Source organism: Enterococcus sp. C74, from assembly GCF_040887125.1.
In the GTDB taxonomy this organism is placed as follows: Bacteria; Bacillota; Bacilli; order Lactobacillales; family Enterococcaceae; genus Enterococcus_B; species Enterococcus_B hirae.
Window position 1 is genome coordinate 123,528 of record NZ_JBFOFA010000005.1, and the last position, 18,690, is coordinate 142,217.

The window sequence follows — 18,690 nt, forward strand, 5'->3', positions numbered from 1 at the left end:
ATAAGGGTGGAAATGAGAACAACGCTTCATTACTTAAAATGGATGGAATATATATGGAGGGCTTATTATGCGAAAATTAAATTGGCGATGGATCTTAGGTCTATTGTTGGTGTTTCTTTTGATTCGTCAAGGTCACTTTTCTTTAGTAACAGTCATTTTGATTATCGGCGCAGCTTTAGTGATTTGGGGAATCTTTGGCTCTGGCAAGAAAAAATCAGCAAAAAATGAAATGCCCGATTTATCTGATGAACTTGAATCACATTATACAAAAAGCGGGATGACACCTAGTGAGATTACTTTCTTTAGACAGACAATGAATCAAACGAAAGTCGAAATTGAACAATTGCAACAAAACATGCAACAAACAGCCAAACTAAAAGCTGTCGATCTTCGTCACGATACAGTGAAGGCGGCCAAAGCACTCTTCAAAGCATTGGTGAAAGAGCCCAACCGATTACACGAAGCAAGTCAATTTCTTTATACTCACTTACCAAACTTAGTCGATTTGACCAATAAATATATTGAGATCAACGACCATGAAATCAAAAACAAACAGACTTATGAAAAGCTCGAAGAAAGTTCACAAATCATTGATCAACTAGCACATCTGATTGCTCAAGACTATCAACAATTTGTCTCTGAAGATTTAGATGATCTAGATGTAGAAATATCAGTTGCGAAACAAAGCTTAAAACGAGAGAATCTATCTGATGATAACAATCAATCTCAATGATCGGTTAATAGAATCATAAAGGAGTGTTTTGTTTCTTAGACACTCCTTTTGCTTATCCTTTCTTTTGTTTATCCTTTATAATAGATGAATAAGATGAACAACTGTTTTTTTACAAAAATGATAACATTGAACCTATCGCATCACATTGAACCACGAGGAGGAGTTTTAAATGGATAATAAACCTAAAGAGGTAACACCTGTAAATGACACGTTAGATGATTTGTTAAATAATCCGTTCTCTACCCCAACAGATAAATTAACCCAAACACAACAGTCAGAAATCAATGCTTTGCAAGAACAACAAACCGCTGCACGCTTGATTGATAAACTACCTGCTGAACGACAAGAGCAAGCCAAAGAGCTAGCAGCTAAAATTGATGTTTCAGATGCGCAGTCGGTGATCAGCTACGGTTCTGCTGCTCAAACGAAGTTAAGTGAATTTTCACAATCCATGTTAAATCATGTACAGGCACAAGATATTGGTCCTGTCGGAGATTCATTGACTGAATTGATGTATCGTCTGCAAGAAGCAAATCCTGATGAATTACGAGCTGGCGAAGGCAATATTTTCCAACGGATGTTTGGCAAAGTAAAACAATCAATCTATGAAGTGACTGCAAAATATCAAAAGATCGGTGCCCAAATCGATAAAATCTCTGTTAAATTAGAAAAAGAAAAAGACGGGCTTTTAAAAGATAATTTGATGCTCGAACAACTCTATCAAAAAAACAAAGATTATTTTGATGCACTGAATATTTATATCGCAGCTGGCGAATTGAAGATGGAAGAACTTCAAACAACGATCATTCCTAAAGCAATGAAAAAAGCCGAAGAAACAGGCGATCAAATGGATGTTCAAATTGCAAATGATTATACTCAATTTCTAGATCGTTTAGACAAACGAACACATGATTTACGTTTGGCAAGACAAATCACTATCCAGCAAGCACCACAGATCCGTTTAATCCAAAATACTAACCAAGCGTTAGCAGAAAAAATCCAAGCATCAATCGCAACAGCGATCCCTCTATGGAAAAACCAAGTAGTGATCGCCTTGACGTTACTTCGCCAAAAAGATGCGGTAACTGCCCAACGTCAAGTTTCTGAGACAACTAATGACCTTTTGAAGAAAAATTCAGAAATGTTGAAAATCTCTGCTATTGAAACAGCAAAAGAAAATGAACGTGGGATCGTTGATATTGAAACCTTACAAACAACTCAAAATGATTTGATCGAAACGATCCAAGAAACATTACGCATCCAAAAAGAAGGAAAAGAAAAACGTCGTCATGCAGAAGTCGAACTTGGTCATATGGAAGACGACTTGAAACAAAAATTACTCGATTTAACACAATAAGACTATTTTGCATGGATCAATCAAAAAAGGCTCTATACTTTTTGATGTTGGTGAAATTCGCCAACATCTTTTTTATGCTTTAAAAGGATAGAAAAGACACCTCGAAATCCTTCAAAATGAATTTGGCTAACCAATTCATCGAAGGACTCAAGATGTCTTACACTCGTCTTATCAAATTACGCTATAGGTTCTAAACCTAGGTCGTTTGAAAAGAACGAATCATCAATTTTGTTGATTCATTTTACTATGTTGGTACCCATAACCAAAGTAAATCACTAACCCAATCGCCATCACGATACCGAAGACGATCCATGTGACTGGTTGTAAACGAAGCATCAATACCAAGCATGTACCGATAGATATGATCGGTAATATCGGTACAAATGGCACTTTAAATTCACCGGCTTTTGGTTTACCAAACATTTTTCTTAGTTTAAGTAATCCTAAGCTGACTAACATCAAATAGGTCAACGCCATGATGTTTGTTAGTTCAGCGAGAATATTCAATGGGAAGAAACCAGCGAAAAATAAAGCCGCTACCCCAGCTACAAAAGTCGCCTTTCTAGGCGTCCGATGCTTTTCATCGATCTCTGTCATAAATTTAGGTAAAAGACCGTCTTTACTTACAGCAAACAATAACCGAGCTAGCGAATACATCATAGAAATCGTTACGGTCAAGAGCGTCAAAATGGCACCGACTGCAATCACAGCTCCGATTGTTCCATGACCAACGTAACGCATCGCAAAGGCAACTGGGTCACTGACCCCTAATTCAGTAAACGGAACAATCCCCGTTAAAATCAAGGTAACTACGATGTATAAAGCTGTGGCAATCAAGATCGAACCAATGATTCCTCGAGGAACGTCTTTTTGTGGCTCTTTCACTTCTTCGGCTGCCATTGCAACTGAATCAAATCCCAAGAAAGCGAAGAAGACTAGAGCTGCTCCATCTAAAACGCCTGAAAAACCAAATGGTGTAAATGGTTGCCAGTTTTCAGGTTTTACAAAGAAAATCCCTACAACGATAAATAATGCAATAATACCGAATTTCACAAAAACCATGATATTATTCAATCTTAATGCTTTTTTGGCTTCTAAAGAAACGATGTATGTCACAAATATGACAACGAACACTGCGATCAAATCGACATAGGTGCCATTGTCAGGATTATAACCACTGGTCAAGGCTTGTGGTAAATGGACTCCAAATCCTTCCAAGAACCCTTGAACATAACCAGACCAGCCGGAAGCAACCGACGAAACTGCTAATAGAAATTCGCCAATCAACAACCAACCTGTTAACCAGGCGGCAAATTCACCAAAAACAACATAAAGATACGCATACGGGCCACCAATGACTGGCACACGTGAGGCAAACTCAGCAAAGCTTAACCCCGATAAAATGACAACGATTGCAGCTAAAACGAATGAAAGTGACAGTGCTGGACCCGCATTTTGATTGGCCGCAACCCCTGTCACTACAAATATTCCTGTGCCGATAATTGCGCCAATTCCAAGCATAATTAAATCGGACGTTTTCAGATCTTTCTTCATCCCACTTGTGTGGTTGAGATTGATTTCTTTCTTACGAAACAAATCCATGGCAGTACCTCCCTATTTTAGGTTGGAAAACGGCCATTAAGCCGTTTTCATATACCCTAAAATGATACCACCTAAAATGACTAAAAGGCAACCGACAATAACGTAAACAAGTTCTTTTTTCGTTTTCTTTTCTCCCAAAATGAAAATACCACCTAAAGTTGAGATGATAATCCCCATCTGTGATAATGAAAATCCAACAGCTAAACCAAGTGATTTAACAGTTAAGAGCATGCACACGTTCCCAATTCCCCATAGCAAACCACAAATCATGTTCTTCCAAACAAATTGATCCACTTTCACTTTACGAAAGGCAAAGAAACTTGCACCTAAGATCATTCCGATACTTTGAGGTAAGATGATTGACATCGCATCCAAGTCAGCCCAGTTCACAATGATCGTATAAACACCATAACCAATCGTTGAATAGATCAATGCTCTAAACCCTTTACCAAAATCAAGCATTTTATTGTCAGTATCAACTTTTCCTTCATCATCTTGGCGAGCTGTTAAATAGGCACCGCTAACAAGAAGTGCTAAAGCTAGGATACCGTATACATAATCTTTCGTTTGTGTCCATTCATGAAAGAAAACGGCTCCCGCAATCGTATTCAAAATTAATTGAAAACCAGTCGATAAAGGCAAACCAACAGAAACGCCCATAAATTTCATTCCATGGAACTGTCCGTTTTGACCAACACTCCAAGCTAACCCAGAGAGGAATCCAATCAAGAAAATCCATGGTGTGATTGTTGGGCTAACGATGAAAAAGACAACTAATGAAAAGATAAATGCACCAATCGTCATCCCTAATGTCTGTTGATTGGCATCGCCACCAATTTTCCCGCTTACTAAACCAATACTTCCCCATGCTACCATAGGGATTAATGCTATTAAAATTTCCATAACTAATCTCCTTTTATTTCACATGATATGAAACTTATCAGCGAAAACGTTCACAACACAAGAAGTTTTTTTCGATTCTAACTATTTTCTAACGTTTCTCATTATAGAAATTTAAGATTGGGAAAAACAGGGTCATCGTTGTTCCCTCTCCTACAATTGATTCAGCAAGTAGTTGGATCCCAAGTTTTTCAGCTAAGGATTTAGCCAAATAAAGCCCTAAACCAGTAGAATGTGTTTTACTCAATCGTCCATTAGAACCTGTGAATCCTTTGTCAAAAATCCGCGACAAGTCTTCTTTAGGAATACCGATGCCCGAGTCTTTGATGGCTAAAGAGATCCCTTGTTGGTTCTTTTCGATCGAAATGATGATTTCTCGATGGTCAGGTGTATATTTAATCGCATTGCTCAAAATTTGTTTGAATATAAAAGCTACCCACTTGGCATCTGTTAAAACTCTTTGATCTTCTCCAATAATCTCATACCGAAGATTTTTTTGAATAAAGTAATTCGCCTGACTGCGGATCACTGGCTGAATGATGCTTTTTAATTCATACTCTTGGATTAAATAATCTCTCGAAAAACTATCCAACCGTGCATAATAAAGAACTTGTTCTACATATTCATCGATTTTAGCTAGTTCGTTTTCTAGTAGGGTATATTTTTGATCATCAATATCGAATTCAATCGAACGCACCAAGAGTTCAGAGGCTGCTAAAGGCACCTTGATTTCATGGACCCACGAATCAATGTAATCTTTTTGATCCTGTTGGTTACTAATCGCCTCTTGCATGACTTCTTGGTGCTCACGGATCAATTGATTGATATAATCTTCGACTAATTTTTCTTCTTCTGTATGACCGCCACTCAAATAACTTTGCAGCGGAGATATTTGTTTGAGATCGGCAAGTTTTTCCCACCAATGACGTTTACTTAAATAACGGACAAGTAAATAAAAAAACAAAAATACGGCTTGAATAAGCGCCAGATAGCCAACCATCGTCCAGTCGACTAAAATATTAGGTGCTAACCACATGACAAAAATCGTTAGCAAGACAAAAAAGAGCCAGCCTAAGAGCAACGACCATTGATCCTTTAAGTATTTAAAGAAATTCATTATTTATTTTCATCCTTTCAGGGAACAATATAGCCCTGCCCGACTTTTGTTTCGATATATCCTTTGATCCCTGCTTGTTCGATTTTCCGACGTAAACGATTGATATTGACTGTCAATGTATTGTCATCAACAAACCGCTCATCATCCCATAATGCTCTCAATAACTTTTCTCTGCTAAGGATTTTCCCATGTTGCTTCATCAAGATAAATAATAATCGGTATTCGTTCTTACTTAAATCGATGATTTCACCGTTGATTTCCATACTCCCATTATCAACATTCAACGTGATCCCATTATGACTCATGACTTCACTCGACAGTTCCCCATAATTGTATGAACGTCGCAATAAAGCATTGATTTTGGCAATCAGCACATCAATTTGAAAAGGCTTGGTGACAAAATCATCTGCGCCCATATTCATCGCCATGATCATATCCATATTGGTATTTCGACTGGAGATGAAAATAATCGGCACTTTGGAGACTTCTCGAATTTTTTGACACCAGTAGTAGCCATCAAAGACCGGAAGATTGATATCTAATAAAACAAGTTGAGGTTCTTCTTTTTCAAAGTCTGCAAATACTTGATTAAAATCAGAGGTACCGAACGTTTCAAACTGCCACTTTTCCAGTTCTTCCATGATGAGTTGGCGGATGATTTCTTCATCTTCTACAACCATAATTTTTGCCATCTTGTTGTCCTCCTACTTCTTTCTTGCTATAACCATAACAAAGAAGGCCGAACGTGACAAGTAACCATATTTTCGACTATTTCTCTCTCCATACGCCTTACATCTGAAACGATGGGTTTATTCCTCAATATTTAGTCAGGTAGTTGATTCTTTCATCGCAAATTTTTTGACTATTCTTAAACTTTTGAAGGGCTTTTTATTTCTTTCCGTCCAAAAAACAAAAAAGTTTGTAAATAAAGCAATGAACTTCCTCCGACTAAAACCACATAAATAGGTCCCAGTAAGAATAAAAAAAGCAGTAGTAGCAGGGTTCCCCCTAAATGTAAGAGAGCGTTTTTCCATTGATAAAAAAATAAAATAAAAGCAGCAAAAAGAGAGACTTCGTTTGCTCTCTCTAGTTGGAGCAACATACGGTAGCTAACCATCACGATACTTAAAAAAAGGATACTTAACGAAGCATACATCAATATCAATCCCCATGCTCCGCCCCAGTAAAGAAAAATACGACTATCAATCAGTAAAAGCAATAAATAGAAACTGACTATGAGGTCTTGCTTACGATAGGTCAAAAAATTATGACGAAGTTCTTGCCAAAACAACGTATGGATCTTTTTCTCTTCGTTTTTGTGGTAGTGATAAATGGTAGACATAACCGTACGACTAGCACTGCCGATTGTCAACAGCGGTAAGCTAGTTAATAGCCATAAGAATTGCAAAATAAGCAATGACGGAATCCATTCAATGACTGTCAAAAAATGCTGATTGATTTTTTCACTATGAATTTTATTCATTTAGCCTTTTGACCCTCCTGTCAAATCCATTCCTTCAATAAAGTAACGTTGCGCAAAGAAGAACATCAAAATCGTTGGGATCAAAACAAGTGTGGCTCCTGCCATCAAATAATTCCATTGAGTCGTCGCCTGATTTTGGAAAACTTGCAACCCAATCTGTAAAGTATACTTCTCTTGATCTTGGATGTATAATAACGGCCCTAAAAAATCGTTCCAAGCCGCATTGAATGAATTGATCGCAATCGTGATTAACGCTGGTTTAGTCAGCGGCAGCATCAGACGGCTCCAAATATAGAAATGATTTGCTCCATCGATTTCTGCCGCTTCAATTAATTCATCATTGATGGATAAATAAAATTGACGCATCAAAAATATATTAAATGCATTGCCGAAAAATGATGGAACGATCAATGGTAAATAAGTTCCTACCCAGCCTATTTTTGAGAATAGAACATATTGGGGGATCATGGTCACAAAACCTGGAATCATCATCGTAGAAAGGACTAAAGCAAACATTAGCTTTTTTCCTGGAAAATCTAATTTCGCAAACCCATAAGCAATGAAGGAATTCGAGAGAACATTGCCAAATACCACTAAGACTGTGATCAATAAAGTATTCCTTGCATAACGCCAGAAGGGGAAAGCAGTAATTGTATCCAGATAGTTTTGCCAAACAATTTTTTCTGGAAAAAAAGTTGGAGGATAACGTACGATCTCTTCCATTGGTTTTAAAGAAGTAAATACCATCCACAATAATGGTGTGATCAATACGATCCCGATAGCAGTCATGAGGAGATAACTAACGATTTTTTTGGTTTGGCGATTAACACTTGTTCTTTTGAAATATTCCATCATTTGCCATCACCTCCAGAGTAATAGACCCATCTAGGTGCCAGTTTCAAATTAATAAAAGTCAATACTAACACGATCAAAAATAGGATCATTGACATCGCCATTGCGTACCCCATGTCGAATGCGACAAAAGCTTTATTCCACATGTGAAGATTATAAAATAGTAAAGAGTTAGCTGGTCCACCTGTTCCATTTTTAGTCATCACATAAGCCTCTTGAAAAATTTGAAAAGAACCAATCGTTGAAGTAATCACATCGTAAAAGATAATCGGTGTGATCAATGGCAACGTGATATTTTTAAATTTCCCCCATACGCCAGCACCATCAATCGCTGCTGATTCGTATAAAGAGCGTGGAACGTTTTGCAAAGTCGCTAAATAAAGCAACATTGCTCCGCCAGAACTCCAGATTTTCATTAAAATCAAAGCTGGCTTTGTCCAGTTAGGATCAAACAACCAGGCTGGTCCAGAAATATTGAACCAACCTAGAAACGTATTGATCAACCCGGCAGAAGGTGAAAGCAGTTGCATCCATAAAATATAAACAGCAACACCAGATAGGACTGCAGGTAAATAAAACATCGTTCGGAAAATACTGATACCTCTGATCTTTTGATTTAAAATCGTTGCTAGAAATACGCTAAACATTGTGGTTAAAGGAACATTGAATAGGACGAAATACACTGTATTGTATAATGATTTCCAAAAAAGATCATCGTGTAGAAACATCCGTCTAAAATTAGCTAATCCAATGAAATTCATTTTAGAAGTCAAATTATAATCAGTGAAACTTCCGATAACAGAAAAAAGCATGGGCCCTAACATAAAGACGACAAAGCCAATAATAAAAGGCGAGATAAATAAATAGGCCCATCTTGCCTCTTTTTTCTTTCGGATTGATAAACGCTTCATTTTCTTGCCTCCTTTTTTCTTTCAATTAGTCAACAGTTGATTAGTTATTTTGTTTTACTAGATTCTCCACCGCTTTTTGAGCATCAGCTAAACCTTCTTTTGGTGTTTTTGTTCCTAAGAGAATTTGATCGATTTGTTCGTTCACTAGTGTCGTATAATCTGGTGCTGCTAATGGGACAGGTGTAATGACCGTATTTTTGAAATTCTCATCAGCCATTTGATAGATCATTCGTCCCTTGTCACTTAGCTGTTCATTCTTCACTAAGTTCTCATTGGCTGTTTTACTTGCCATAATATCAAAACTCTTTTCGCCAAATTTTTCTTGAACTTCTGGTGAAGAAAGATACTTGATAAAGTCATAAGAAGCTTCTGGATCTTTTGCCCCATAAGGTACTTCGAGTACAAAGCCTCCGCCCCATGACCAATGACCAGAACCTTTTTCTTTTTCTGGAAGCGGAATGACACCAAAATCAAAATCTTCTGGAGCATTTTCCATCAAGCTCGAATAATAATTGATATTTTGGGCACGCATTGCGACTAAACCTGAGATGAATGGATCAGAAACACCTGAGCCAAATTCTGCCTCTAATTTATTGATCGTATCTTTCCCATAATAGTCTTGCCAATCTTGGATCCACTCTAATGCTTCAACTTTATTCTTCGTATCGATTTTGATTTTGTCGTCTTGATCAAACCAGCTTGTCCCATTATCTGCATTTAATGCCCAGACATCTGCCCCTAAATTCCATAAAGGATAAAATCCAATTCGTGTGAATTCTTTTTTATCTTTTTTATCCAATTGATGGGCGGTTTTTTCTAATTCATCCCATGTAGTTGGTAAATCTTTTTCAGCGATTCCTGCTTCTTTAAATAATTTTTTATTATAAAAAATAACTTGAGTATCTGTGTTGAACGGAATCGCATAGGGATCACCTTTGTACTCCACTGTATCCCACAATTGTGGATAAAAATCTTTTGAGGTCTCTTCATCTACATATTTAGATAAGTTTGTGGCCTGTTGCGCTTCAGCTCTTTGAGCAACTGAATTGATATCTTGAACAATCACGTCTGGTGCATTCCCCGCTGTAATCGCTGACAATGATTTGGTCCAAATATCCCCCCACGGTTGGTATTTATAATTTACTTGGATCTTATCTTGTGATTGATTGTAATCGTCAATGATCTCTTCGATCACTTCTTTACGTGCTCCTGATCCCCAAAATGACCAGAAATCAATAGTTTTCTTCCCGTCACTTGTTTTTTCAGATGAACTAGCTGCGTTTGACTTTGCACTACTTGAACCACAACCTCCCAACAAAAATAATGCTGTACTTGCCAGCACCCCAGTAACTAACAACTTTTTCATTTTATCCCTCCGTTTTTTAATAAAAAGGTTATCTTTTGTCATTTGCAACCGATAACATTTTAATATAACGATATCATTTTAATCAGAAAATAACAATTTATTAGGCGTGTCTACTCATATATCAGATTAAATCTACCACTATATTTTTTCTAAGCATTTCCTTTGTGTTTTCTCATTTTAAAGTGCAGAATGTAAATGTATTAATAAAAGATTAGGAGGAATTTTTGATGTTCAGACACCAAAAGGAATTACAGTTTGAAGCAAAACCAGATCGTCCGAATCCGTTAATCGCAAAATATTTACAAGAGCTTATCGGTGGACAATACGGAGAAATGAGTGTGGCAATGCAATACTTGTTTCAAGGTTGGAGCTGCCGAGGAGAAGAAAAATATAAAGACATGTTAATGGATATCGCAACAGAAGAACTTGGACATGTCGAAATGTTGGCAACGATGGTCGCACGCTTATTAGAAGATGCGCCAGTTGAAGACCAAGAAGAAGCAATGAAAAAAGATCCTACGATCGGTGCAATCATCTCTGGTATGAATCCTCAACATGCAATTGTCGCTGGCTTAGGACCACGCCCTGCTGATAGTGTTGGCAACCCTTGGAGTGGCGGTTATATCGTTGCAAGTGGAAACTTGTTAGCTGATTTCCGTGCCAATCTAAATGCTGAATCTCAGGGACGGTTACAAGTCGCTCGTATCTATGAAATGATCGATGACCGTGGCGTCAAAGACTTATTAGCAGTCTTACTTGCAAGAGATAGTTATCATCAAAACTTATGGGCAAGTGCCGTGAAAGAATTGGAAGAAAACGAAGGATCCATTCTTGTACCAAGTACGTTCAATCGTGAAAACGAACGAAAAGATATCGCCTATGACTTTTATAATTTCTCAGAAGGTGATGAAAGTAGTAAAGGCTCTTGGGCAAGTGGCGAAGCCTTAGATGGTGAAGGCGAATACCAATGGTTAGCAGAACCAAAAATTGAAGGTGATAAACCAAAATTACAACGGGTTACACCAAAAATGTATGGGACACCGCCAAGTAAAAAATAAAACATGCAAAAGTAGTTGTGTCCAACATCCTTTGGGACCTTGCCACTCAACAGAATAAAAATAAGAATGATCGACCTGCAAGCCTTTGCTATCCTACTAAAGACAGTAGAAATGCTTGCTGGTCGATCATTTTTTAGCTTCTATTGGCATTTATAAGCCAAGAATAGTTTGAGACTCGTCACCATCATTTTTAGGACCGATAGAAAATTCTACCGGTCCTGTTTTTTATAAAAAAAGTAGTTATCTAAAGGTACTTACTTCTTCCTTAGATAGAAAAATCGTTTAAACTGTCACTACCTCAACATCAATATTTCCTCTTGTCGCTTTTGAATAAGGGCAGTAATCATGGGCATCTTCCGCTAATTGCTTGGCTTGTTCCTCGCTCACATCGTCAACATGTACTTCTAAGACCACACCGATTTTATAACCACCCTCATCAAGTGTGTAAAGTGAAACCCGTGCTTTAACTGTGGAGTCTACGGACAAATTAGCTTCTTTGATCATATGTTGCAGTGCACCATTGAAACATGAGGCATAGCCCGCAGCAAATAGTTGTTCCGGATTTGTTCCTTCAGCATGGATGCCTGGAGGAGTGATCTTCATTTGCATCGAACCATTTGGTGCTGCTACTTCGCCTTCTCGTCCACCATGATTGATCATCGCTGTTTCGTATAATTTTTTCATTGTACTGCTCCTTTCGATATGACACTTCGTCTATTACCAGTGTAAGCATATCTAGCGATTTGTTCAAAAATTCTGCTCCTAAATTCATACTGCAACGATTGAGGACTGCTTGATTAACATGAGCATTTTAGTTTATTTTCTCATGAAAGTTACTTATTCAAAAACAAGGATGCCATCTTCAATGATTTTTCCAAAAAAGAGAAAAATACCACTCGTAAATAATAAAGTCATGTTTGTTCCCAAATAAATAGCTAATTTCTCTACACAATTTTTGATATGATTGATTCTAAGATAAAGAAAAACTAAAAAATTAACACCATAAACTAATACAGTCAAAAAAATTACTATGTTCGCAACCATTTTTACTTTTCATTTCCCTTCGCTTCCTTAGTATCCACTATCAGTGGTTCAACATTTGAGTATTTCTTTAAATGTTCCGCAAGTAGCTGTAAAACGTGTTGATTTTTTCCAACTTCATCATTTTCGATCTGGAGCACCAGTAATGGCTCATGCAAACTTGCTCGTAATAAAAACCAGCCATTCCCATATGGTTCTTTTAGATCATAACGTATTCCTTCTTCATTTTCCGGATGAAATACCAGTCCCTCTTCGTTCAATTCGTTCGCTAGCCCTTGAATAATTGTTGCCCCTTGTTTTTTCGGATCCTCTCCACTAAGCCTTAACCTAATTTCTTGTACTTCTTGTGGCTGTTTTAAGTCGTGGATAATCTCTTCCAACGTTTGTTCTGTTTGTTTCAGTTCTGGCAAAAGCATCAAAATTTTTGCAATGACATAGGCACCATCATCTAAAAAATAATTTTCCTTGAATGCTGCATGTCCACTTGTTTCAATCGCTAACGGAACATCGATCCCTTCTTTATTGCATGCAATTGCACGATTGATGACATTACGATAACCTGAAATGTAACGATCTTGTCTGCCACCTTTTTCTTCAATAAACGTTTCTAGGTGATTAGACGTTGGTGAATTAGTTACGATCGTCGCTCCAGGGTATTCTTTTAACACGATCGTACTTAATAAGGCGATCAAATTGTTACGATTGATCACTTGACCACTTGCACTGACTACTGCCGAACGGTCAACATCCGTATCAAAGATCACTCCTAAATCGGCTTGACTTTCTAAAACAGCTTGCTTGATACTTGCCATGGCTTCAGCATTATCTGGATTCGGGATATGGTTCGGAAAATGACCATCGGGGTCTAAAAACTGCGAACCTGCCGTATCTGCTCCTAATCGTTGTAGTACTTTTTCAGCAAAAAAACCACCGGAGCCATTTCCTGCATCTACGATGATCCGCCAGCCAGCTAACGGTTTTGTGTCAGACATTCCTTTCTTTCTAATACCATTTTTGATTTTTTGAACTAAGTCTTCTGCATAAGGTGTTAACAGATCAGCTTTTTGGACTGTCCCCTTATGATTGGTTTTATTTGGTGTTGTTTCTGATAAAATAAATGCGATATCTTCTTTTTCTGCGCCGCCATTAGCTGTAAAAAACTTCATGCCGTTAAAGTAAAACGGCAAATGACTAGCTGTTAGCATCACACTTGCATCACACTGGAATTGAGAAAACTGAGTAGCCATAAACATCGCCGGTGTCGTAGCTAACTCAAAATCAAGAACATTTATGCCTTGTTCGATTAATCCGTCAATCAGCGCTTTTTCTAACGTTGGACCACTGATTCGACTATCCCGCCCCACTCCTACCGTTAATTTACCTTCTTGATATTTGCGTGGGTGATCCCTTTTTAACCAATTAACCAAGCCACAACTTATTTTTTGGATTTCAGCTGGTGTCAAATTAGCTGAATGTGTTTCCGTCGTCATGGCAATCCCTCGAATATCAGATCCGTTTTGTAGCGCTTTCAACAAAAACATAAATCATTCTCCCTTCTTTTATTCCCTCATTCTTTCTAATTTTTCTGCAAAATCTTGTGCTTCTTCTTCCGAACGGCAAATCACAATGAATGTATCCACTCCAGCAATCGTTGCAACAACTTCTGGATAAGCGACTTCATCTAGCCAATTGGTTACGACATCCGCCCCATCTTTTTCTGTTAGCACCACGATCATAAATTGAACAACTTGTATTTTCAAAACTTCTCTTTTAACAGCTGCTTGTAGTCGTTCTTCATGTAACGTTTCAGCAGGCTGACTGAATAGATTGTAACGAACTTGCTTATTTTCATCCGTAGACTTCACTAACTTCAGCTCACGGATATCACGCGAAATAGTTGCTTGAGTGGCTGTCACCCCTGCGTCTTGAAGACAAAGCAATAGTTCTTCTTGTGTGCTGATTGGTTTTTCTGTGATGATCTGACGAATCAATGCTTGTCGTTGGATTTTTTTCATAGCGGACACCTCTTGTCTTTGATTATAGCAAAAAAATAATCGTTTTTCTGCCTTTTTTGGTATTTTTTACTTTTATTTTTTTAGTTGATTTTTTGGCGCAATCTTGACACGCAAAATCGTTCTCAGTTTTTCTGGGTTGGCTCTGCGCGGATCACCTAAATAAATTTCTTTATGTTCTTTAGCTATCCGTTGATACCCCTGCTCTTCGATAAACGTTGTTAATTTTTCAAAGGTTTGTGGCTCATCCTCATATGGTCCCACATGAAGCATCTGAGCGACTAATCCTTCATCCATGCTACTAAATACTACTTGGTCGAACAAATCATTGGGAATTTTGTCCGCTACACGTAGTAGAGCCTCATGTGCAACTTCTTTCGTCACAAATTCAGGTTGTTTGATCATGATCTGATAAGCAAAATGACTCTTCTTCATTACTTTTTCTTGCAAATAAGCTTCTTGTAATCCCCAATGTCCTTCTAATGGATAAACAGTGTAGGGAAGATAGTTAGGAATCTGCCAATTTTTCTTTGGGGCCATTCGGATCGCATAACTAACAGCATATAAAGCTGCCACTCGTCGCTGAAAATCGTCTTCATTTGGATCCCCTACTCCTTTTATGCTAAAAAAATTCTGTGGGGATAACGTTAAGATCTGTGGCTTTTTTTTACTACTATAACCTGGTTCCGTTTTTTTCCAATCAATCGTAGCCATTTTTTCCTCCTGCGATGATTTATTCTCTACTATCATAACTCTTTTCAAAAGACTTGGCTAACCTGGTTGACACTTTTTTTACCTCTATGCTAGAATAAGCGATGGAAATAAATCGTACAGATAACACGTATATTACGTGTCGAGAGAGAGGCGGTTTCTATTTTTATAATAGAAATCACTCTCTTTTTTTACGAAATTTTTTGAGGTGAGGATATGACAAAACAAAAACAATTACTCTTAGTACCTGCAGTCATCGCAACCGGCATGATGTCTTTTGCGGGAGTGTTGATCGAAACAGCAATGAACGTCACATTTCCAACGTTGATCAACCAGTTTCAATTAACGACTGCACAAGTTCAATGGGTGACAACGATTTACCTGCTGATGATCTCGATCATCGTGCCATTATCAACTTATTTAACACGAAATTTCAGCCTTAGAAGTCTCTTTTTACTTTCAAACCTGCTTTTTTTAGCAGGAATCATTGTTGACTTCTTTTCTCCGACTTTCTTCATTTTATTACTTGGTCGGCTTTTACAAGGGGCAGCTACCGGGATTGCTTTACCACTAATGTTCCATATTATTTTGACCTTTGCGCCTATGAACCGCCGCGGAGCGATGATGGGGGTGGGAACACTGACCACAGCAATTGCTCCGGCTATCGGGCCAACATATGGGGGAATCTTAACTTCAAATTTCACTTGGAATCATATCTTTCTTTTCTTGATTCCTATTTTGATTCTTTCTCTTGGCATCGGCTTAGTTGCTATTCCTTCAATGCCCGTTCAAAAAAGTGGACGTTTGGATGTGTTGAGTGTATTTAGTTTGTGTTTATTATTTAGCGGTAGCTTAACGTTTTTGAGTATGCTAGGACAACCGCTTAGTTGGTTTGCGTTACTAATAGCGATTATTGGTGGGATCCTTTTTTATCAACGAACAAAAAAAGCCGATTATCCATTGATCCAACTAACCATTTTTTCTAATAAAACATTTCGTTTATTCTTATTTAGCTTTTTAATCTACCAGTTCTTATTGCTAGGCGTTTCTTTTGTCTTACCAAATTTTGTTCAGATTGTTCAAGGAAACAGCCCTTTCATCGCTGGAATCGCCATGTTGCCAGGAGCTACGATTGGCGCTGTATTATCGCCTTTTTCTGGAAAACTGCTTGATCAACACGGTCCCAAAAAACCGATTTTTGCCGGATTACTCCTTGCTCTTGTTGGTTGGTCCGCACTAGTCTTTCTTCTAGGACATGTTTCATTGCTATTGTTGATTACTTGCCACGTGATCTATATGATAGGGATTGGTTTGTCTTATAGCAATATGATGACCACTGGGATGAATGCTTTAACGGATGACTATCAAAGTGATGGCAATGCTGTTTTTAACACCTTACAACAATTTTCTGGTGCCGTTGCTACTTCATTAGTGGCAATCATTATCAACCTTATTCAAGCGCATGCTGATTTGAGCTATAAAGTCGCCACGACATTCGGTTCACAAGTTGCTTTAGGTGTATTACTTCTTCTATTAGTTATCAGCTTTATCTTATTTATTCGTTATAGTTTAACTACAAAACATTCATGATTGATTGAAACGGCAGTCGTTTGCAACTGCCGTTTTTTTGTGCAAAAATACAATTTGTAAGTAAAGGAGGAATCAAACATGGAAAAAATCGCCATTATCGGTGGTGGAATCATCGGTATGACATTAGCCAATTATGTAGATACCACAAAATACAGCATCACCTTATTTGACTATGGAATCGGTCAGGCAACCAAAGCAAGTGCGGGAATCATTTCTCCATGGTTATCCAAAAGAAGAAATAAAACATGGTATCGTTTAGCCAAAGACGGTGCGGCATTTTTCCCAAAATTAGTGCAAGATTTCGCACTTGATCCGACCATTTATGCTCGTTCCGGTACACTCTTGCTTCGACAAAAAGAACAATTAGCAGAATTACTTGATCTTGCAGAAGAACGAAAAAAAGAGGCACCTGAGATCGGAGAAATCCATTTATTAAAAGCGGATCAAACAGCTGATTTACTTCCTTTATTAAAACCGACCCCCTCTTTATTCATCACTGGTGGTGGCCGTTTAGACGGAAAAGCTTACCTTCATTATTTAACGGCACGCTTGAAAAGGGCTGGTGTAACAGTAATAAACGATAAGATTCGCCTACAAAAAAGGAATGATGATTGGCTGATCCTCGGAGAATTTGGTGAAGAACCGTTTGACCGGGTCATTTTGACTCCTGGACCTTCCTTGAAGCCTTTATTGGAACCATTAGGCTATCAGGTCGATCTTCGTCCTCAAAAAGGGCAGTTGATCGCTTTTACTACTCATCAGCTCCAAAGCCAAAAATGGCCTGTTGCCATGCTAGATGGAGAAGCAGACCTCATTCCCTTCAATGACGGAAAAATCTTATTGGGCGCTACACATGAAAATGAACAAGGATGGGATCTGACTCCTACTAATGAAGCATTTTTACAGTTGACTGAACAGACAAAAGCTTTTTTTGTACAACCAGAAAAATTACTTTCACAGCCTTATCAGTTACAAGTAGGAACGAGGGCATATACGTCTGATTTTGCTCCGTTTTTTGGTCCTTTATTCGATGAACCAAATCTGATCGTCGCAAGTGGACTCGGTTCTTCTGGTTTGACGACTGGTCCTTATATCGGTTATCTCTTAGCTGAATTTATAAATACTGGTACGTGGCATGGAACGGACTATCAAAAAGATCTCCATAACTACATCAAGAAAACCTAAGATGAACAAAGAGATAACTATTTCATTCATCTTTATTTTTCGTCATTACTGTCTCATCCCTAAACAGCAAAAAAACCAAGAAATCGAATGACACGATTTCTTGGTTTTGTCTTTTTATTAGTATTCAATAATCGACTTAGTACCAGCCGTTTGCTAACCAGAATGCTTGAGCAGCATCCCATGAGCCATAACGTGATGATACATATTGATCAGCTACGCGTTCTTGGTTTGCAGCAGAATAGTCACCATTTAAGTATGATGCATCTAATTGGTAACGTCCGATGTAACGGCCGTTAGTTGCTGTGTAAGAACCGCCTGATTCTTTATTCGCAATCCATTCTTTTGCAGAACTTGAATTGCTTGGAGCTGTTGCTGTTTGAGCAGCTGGAGCAGCAGGTGTTACTTCAACTGTTTTAACTGGAGCAACATATGTATGTTCTTCCGTTACTGTTTCAGTTGTTTTTGGTGCTTCGACTGTTTTTGCTGAAGCATCACTTGAAGTCGGGATCGTTAATTCTTCGCCAACATAGATGCGGTTGATGTCTTTGATACCATTTTTTTCAGCGATTGCATCGATCAATGAGTTATCTCCAACAAATTTTTGTGAGATTTTTGATAGTGAATCACCTGATTTAATTGTATAGACTTCGTCAGCATGAGCAGTTGTTCCTACAAACATTGCAGTTGCACCAGCAGCAAAAGTTGTTCCTAAAACGATCTTCTTAATTGAATTCATGTTTATCTCCTTTTTTTTCCATGTATTTATCAACGT

At 38.0% G+C, this 18,690-nt stretch carries 19 protein-coding genes; 5 read left to right on the plus strand and 14 right to left on the minus strand.

Annotation, left to right across the window (positions count from 1 at the left end):
- Positions 1-67 precede the first annotated feature (67 nt).
- Positions 68-733, plus strand: a complete 666-nt coding sequence (locus AB3H93_RS08460) for a 5-bromo-4-chloroindolyl phosphate hydrolysis family protein (protein WP_010737126.1) — start codon at positions 68-70, stop codon at positions 731-733.
- A 169-nt stretch (positions 734-902) separates the two neighbouring features.
- The gene (locus tag AB3H93_RS08465; protein WP_010720829.1) at positions 903-2,090 is read left to right on the plus strand and encodes a toxic anion resistance protein; all 1,188 of its coding nucleotides are present in this window, start codon (positions 903-905) and stop codon (positions 2,088-2,090) included.
- Positions 2,091-2,312: 222 nt separating this feature from the next.
- Here the strand turns inward: AB3H93_RS08465 and AB3H93_RS08470 are convergent, their stop codons facing one another.
- The 8 genes from AB3H93_RS08470 to AB3H93_RS08505 all read right to left on the minus strand — a co-directional run bounded on the left by AB3H93_RS08470 (position 2,313) and on the right by AB3H93_RS08505 (position 10,321).
- The gene (locus AB3H93_RS08470) at positions 2,313-3,692 is read right to left on the minus strand and encodes an APC family permease (RefSeq protein WP_010720830.1); all 1,380 of its coding nucleotides are present in this window, start codon (positions 3,690-3,692) and stop codon (positions 2,313-2,315) included.
- Positions 3,693-3,728: 36 nt separating this feature from the next.
- Positions 3,729-4,595 carry a GRP family sugar transporter gene (locus tag AB3H93_RS08475; protein WP_368020436.1) on the minus strand — a complete coding sequence of 289 codons (867 nt, stop codon included), beginning with the start codon at positions 4,593-4,595 and terminating at the stop codon, positions 3,729-3,731.
- An 88-nt stretch (positions 4,596-4,683) separates the two neighbouring features.
- Entirely contained in the window at positions 4,684-5,709 is a 1,026-nt protein-coding gene (locus AB3H93_RS08480) for a HAMP domain-containing sensor histidine kinase (protein ID WP_010720832.1), read from the minus strand.
- Between the two features lie 17 nt (positions 5,710-5,726).
- Positions 5,727-6,401 (minus strand): response regulator transcription factor, encoded by a 675-nt coding sequence (locus AB3H93_RS08485; protein WP_010720833.1) that lies wholly within the window; start codon positions 6,399-6,401, stop codon positions 5,727-5,729.
- A 176-nt stretch (positions 6,402-6,577) separates the two neighbouring features.
- On the minus strand, positions 6,578-7,192 hold the full coding sequence (locus AB3H93_RS08490; RefSeq protein WP_368020437.1) for a DUF624 domain-containing protein: 615 nt from the start codon (positions 7,190-7,192) through the stop codon (positions 6,578-6,580).
- Positions 7,193-8,047 (minus strand): carbohydrate ABC transporter permease, encoded by an 855-nt coding sequence (locus AB3H93_RS08495; RefSeq protein ID WP_053766292.1) that lies wholly within the window; start codon positions 8,045-8,047, stop codon positions 7,193-7,195. It abuts the gene before it with no gap.
- A complete protein-coding gene (locus AB3H93_RS08500; protein ID WP_010737122.1) occupies positions 8,044-8,955 on the minus strand; it encodes a carbohydrate ABC transporter permease in 912 nt (303 codons plus the stop codon). The genes AB3H93_RS08495 and AB3H93_RS08500 overlap by 4 nt, the downstream gene beginning before the upstream one ends.
- Positions 8,956-8,995: 40 nt before the next feature.
- Positions 8,996-10,321, minus strand: coding sequence for an ABC transporter substrate-binding protein (locus AB3H93_RS08505; RefSeq protein WP_053766290.1), 1,326 nt, complete (start codon positions 10,319-10,321; stop codon positions 8,996-8,998).
- Positions 10,322-10,548: 227 nt separating this feature from the next.
- Between AB3H93_RS08505 and AB3H93_RS08510 the strand changes: the two genes are divergently transcribed.
- Positions 10,549-11,379 (plus strand): manganese catalase family protein, encoded by an 831-nt coding sequence (locus AB3H93_RS08510; protein ID WP_010720838.1) that lies wholly within the window; start codon positions 10,549-10,551, stop codon positions 11,377-11,379.
- A gap of 282 nt (positions 11,380-11,661) precedes the next feature.
- On the opposite strand, the gene AB3H93_RS08515 is transcribed toward AB3H93_RS08510, so the two are convergent.
- The 5 genes from AB3H93_RS08515 to AB3H93_RS08535 form a co-directional block, all read right to left on the minus strand.
- Positions 11,662-12,063, minus strand: a complete 402-nt coding sequence (locus AB3H93_RS08515) for an organic hydroperoxide resistance protein (protein ID WP_010720840.1) — start codon at positions 12,061-12,063, stop codon at positions 11,662-11,664.
- A 153-nt stretch (positions 12,064-12,216) separates the two neighbouring features.
- The gene (locus AB3H93_RS08520; RefSeq protein WP_010720841.1) at positions 12,217-12,423 is read right to left on the minus strand and encodes a hypothetical protein; all 207 of its coding nucleotides are present in this window, start codon (positions 12,421-12,423) and stop codon (positions 12,217-12,219) included.
- A 2-nt stretch (positions 12,424-12,425) separates the two neighbouring features.
- Positions 12,426-13,961, minus strand: coding sequence for a phosphomannomutase/phosphoglucomutase (locus AB3H93_RS08525; RefSeq protein ID WP_368020438.1), 1,536 nt, complete (start codon positions 13,959-13,961; stop codon positions 12,426-12,428).
- A gap of 18 nt (positions 13,962-13,979) precedes the next feature.
- Positions 13,980-14,435, minus strand: a complete 456-nt coding sequence (locus AB3H93_RS08530; RefSeq protein WP_010737119.1) for an arginine repressor — start codon at positions 14,433-14,435, stop codon at positions 13,980-13,982.
- Positions 14,436-14,507: 72 nt separating this feature from the next.
- The gene (locus AB3H93_RS08535; protein ID WP_010720844.1) at positions 14,508-15,146 is read right to left on the minus strand and encodes a GyrI-like domain-containing protein; all 639 of its coding nucleotides are present in this window, start codon (positions 15,144-15,146) and stop codon (positions 14,508-14,510) included.
- A gap of 213 nt (positions 15,147-15,359) precedes the next feature.
- On the opposite strand from AB3H93_RS08535, the gene AB3H93_RS08540 reads away from it, so the two are divergent.
- Positions 15,360-16,733 (plus strand): MFS transporter, encoded by a 1,374-nt coding sequence (locus AB3H93_RS08540; RefSeq protein ID WP_010737117.1) that lies wholly within the window; start codon positions 15,360-15,362, stop codon positions 16,731-16,733.
- 78 nt (positions 16,734-16,811) lie between these two features.
- Complete coding sequence (locus AB3H93_RS08545) at positions 16,812-17,918, plus strand: NAD(P)/FAD-dependent oxidoreductase (protein WP_368020439.1); 1,107 nt, start codon at positions 16,812-16,814, stop codon at positions 17,916-17,918.
- Between the two features lie 136 nt (positions 17,919-18,054).
- On the opposite strand, the gene AB3H93_RS08550 is transcribed toward AB3H93_RS08545, so the two are convergent.
- Positions 18,055-18,654, minus strand: coding sequence for a LysM peptidoglycan-binding domain-containing protein (locus AB3H93_RS08550; protein WP_010737115.1), 600 nt, complete (start codon positions 18,652-18,654; stop codon positions 18,055-18,057).
- Positions 18,655-18,690: the final 36 nt, after the last annotated feature.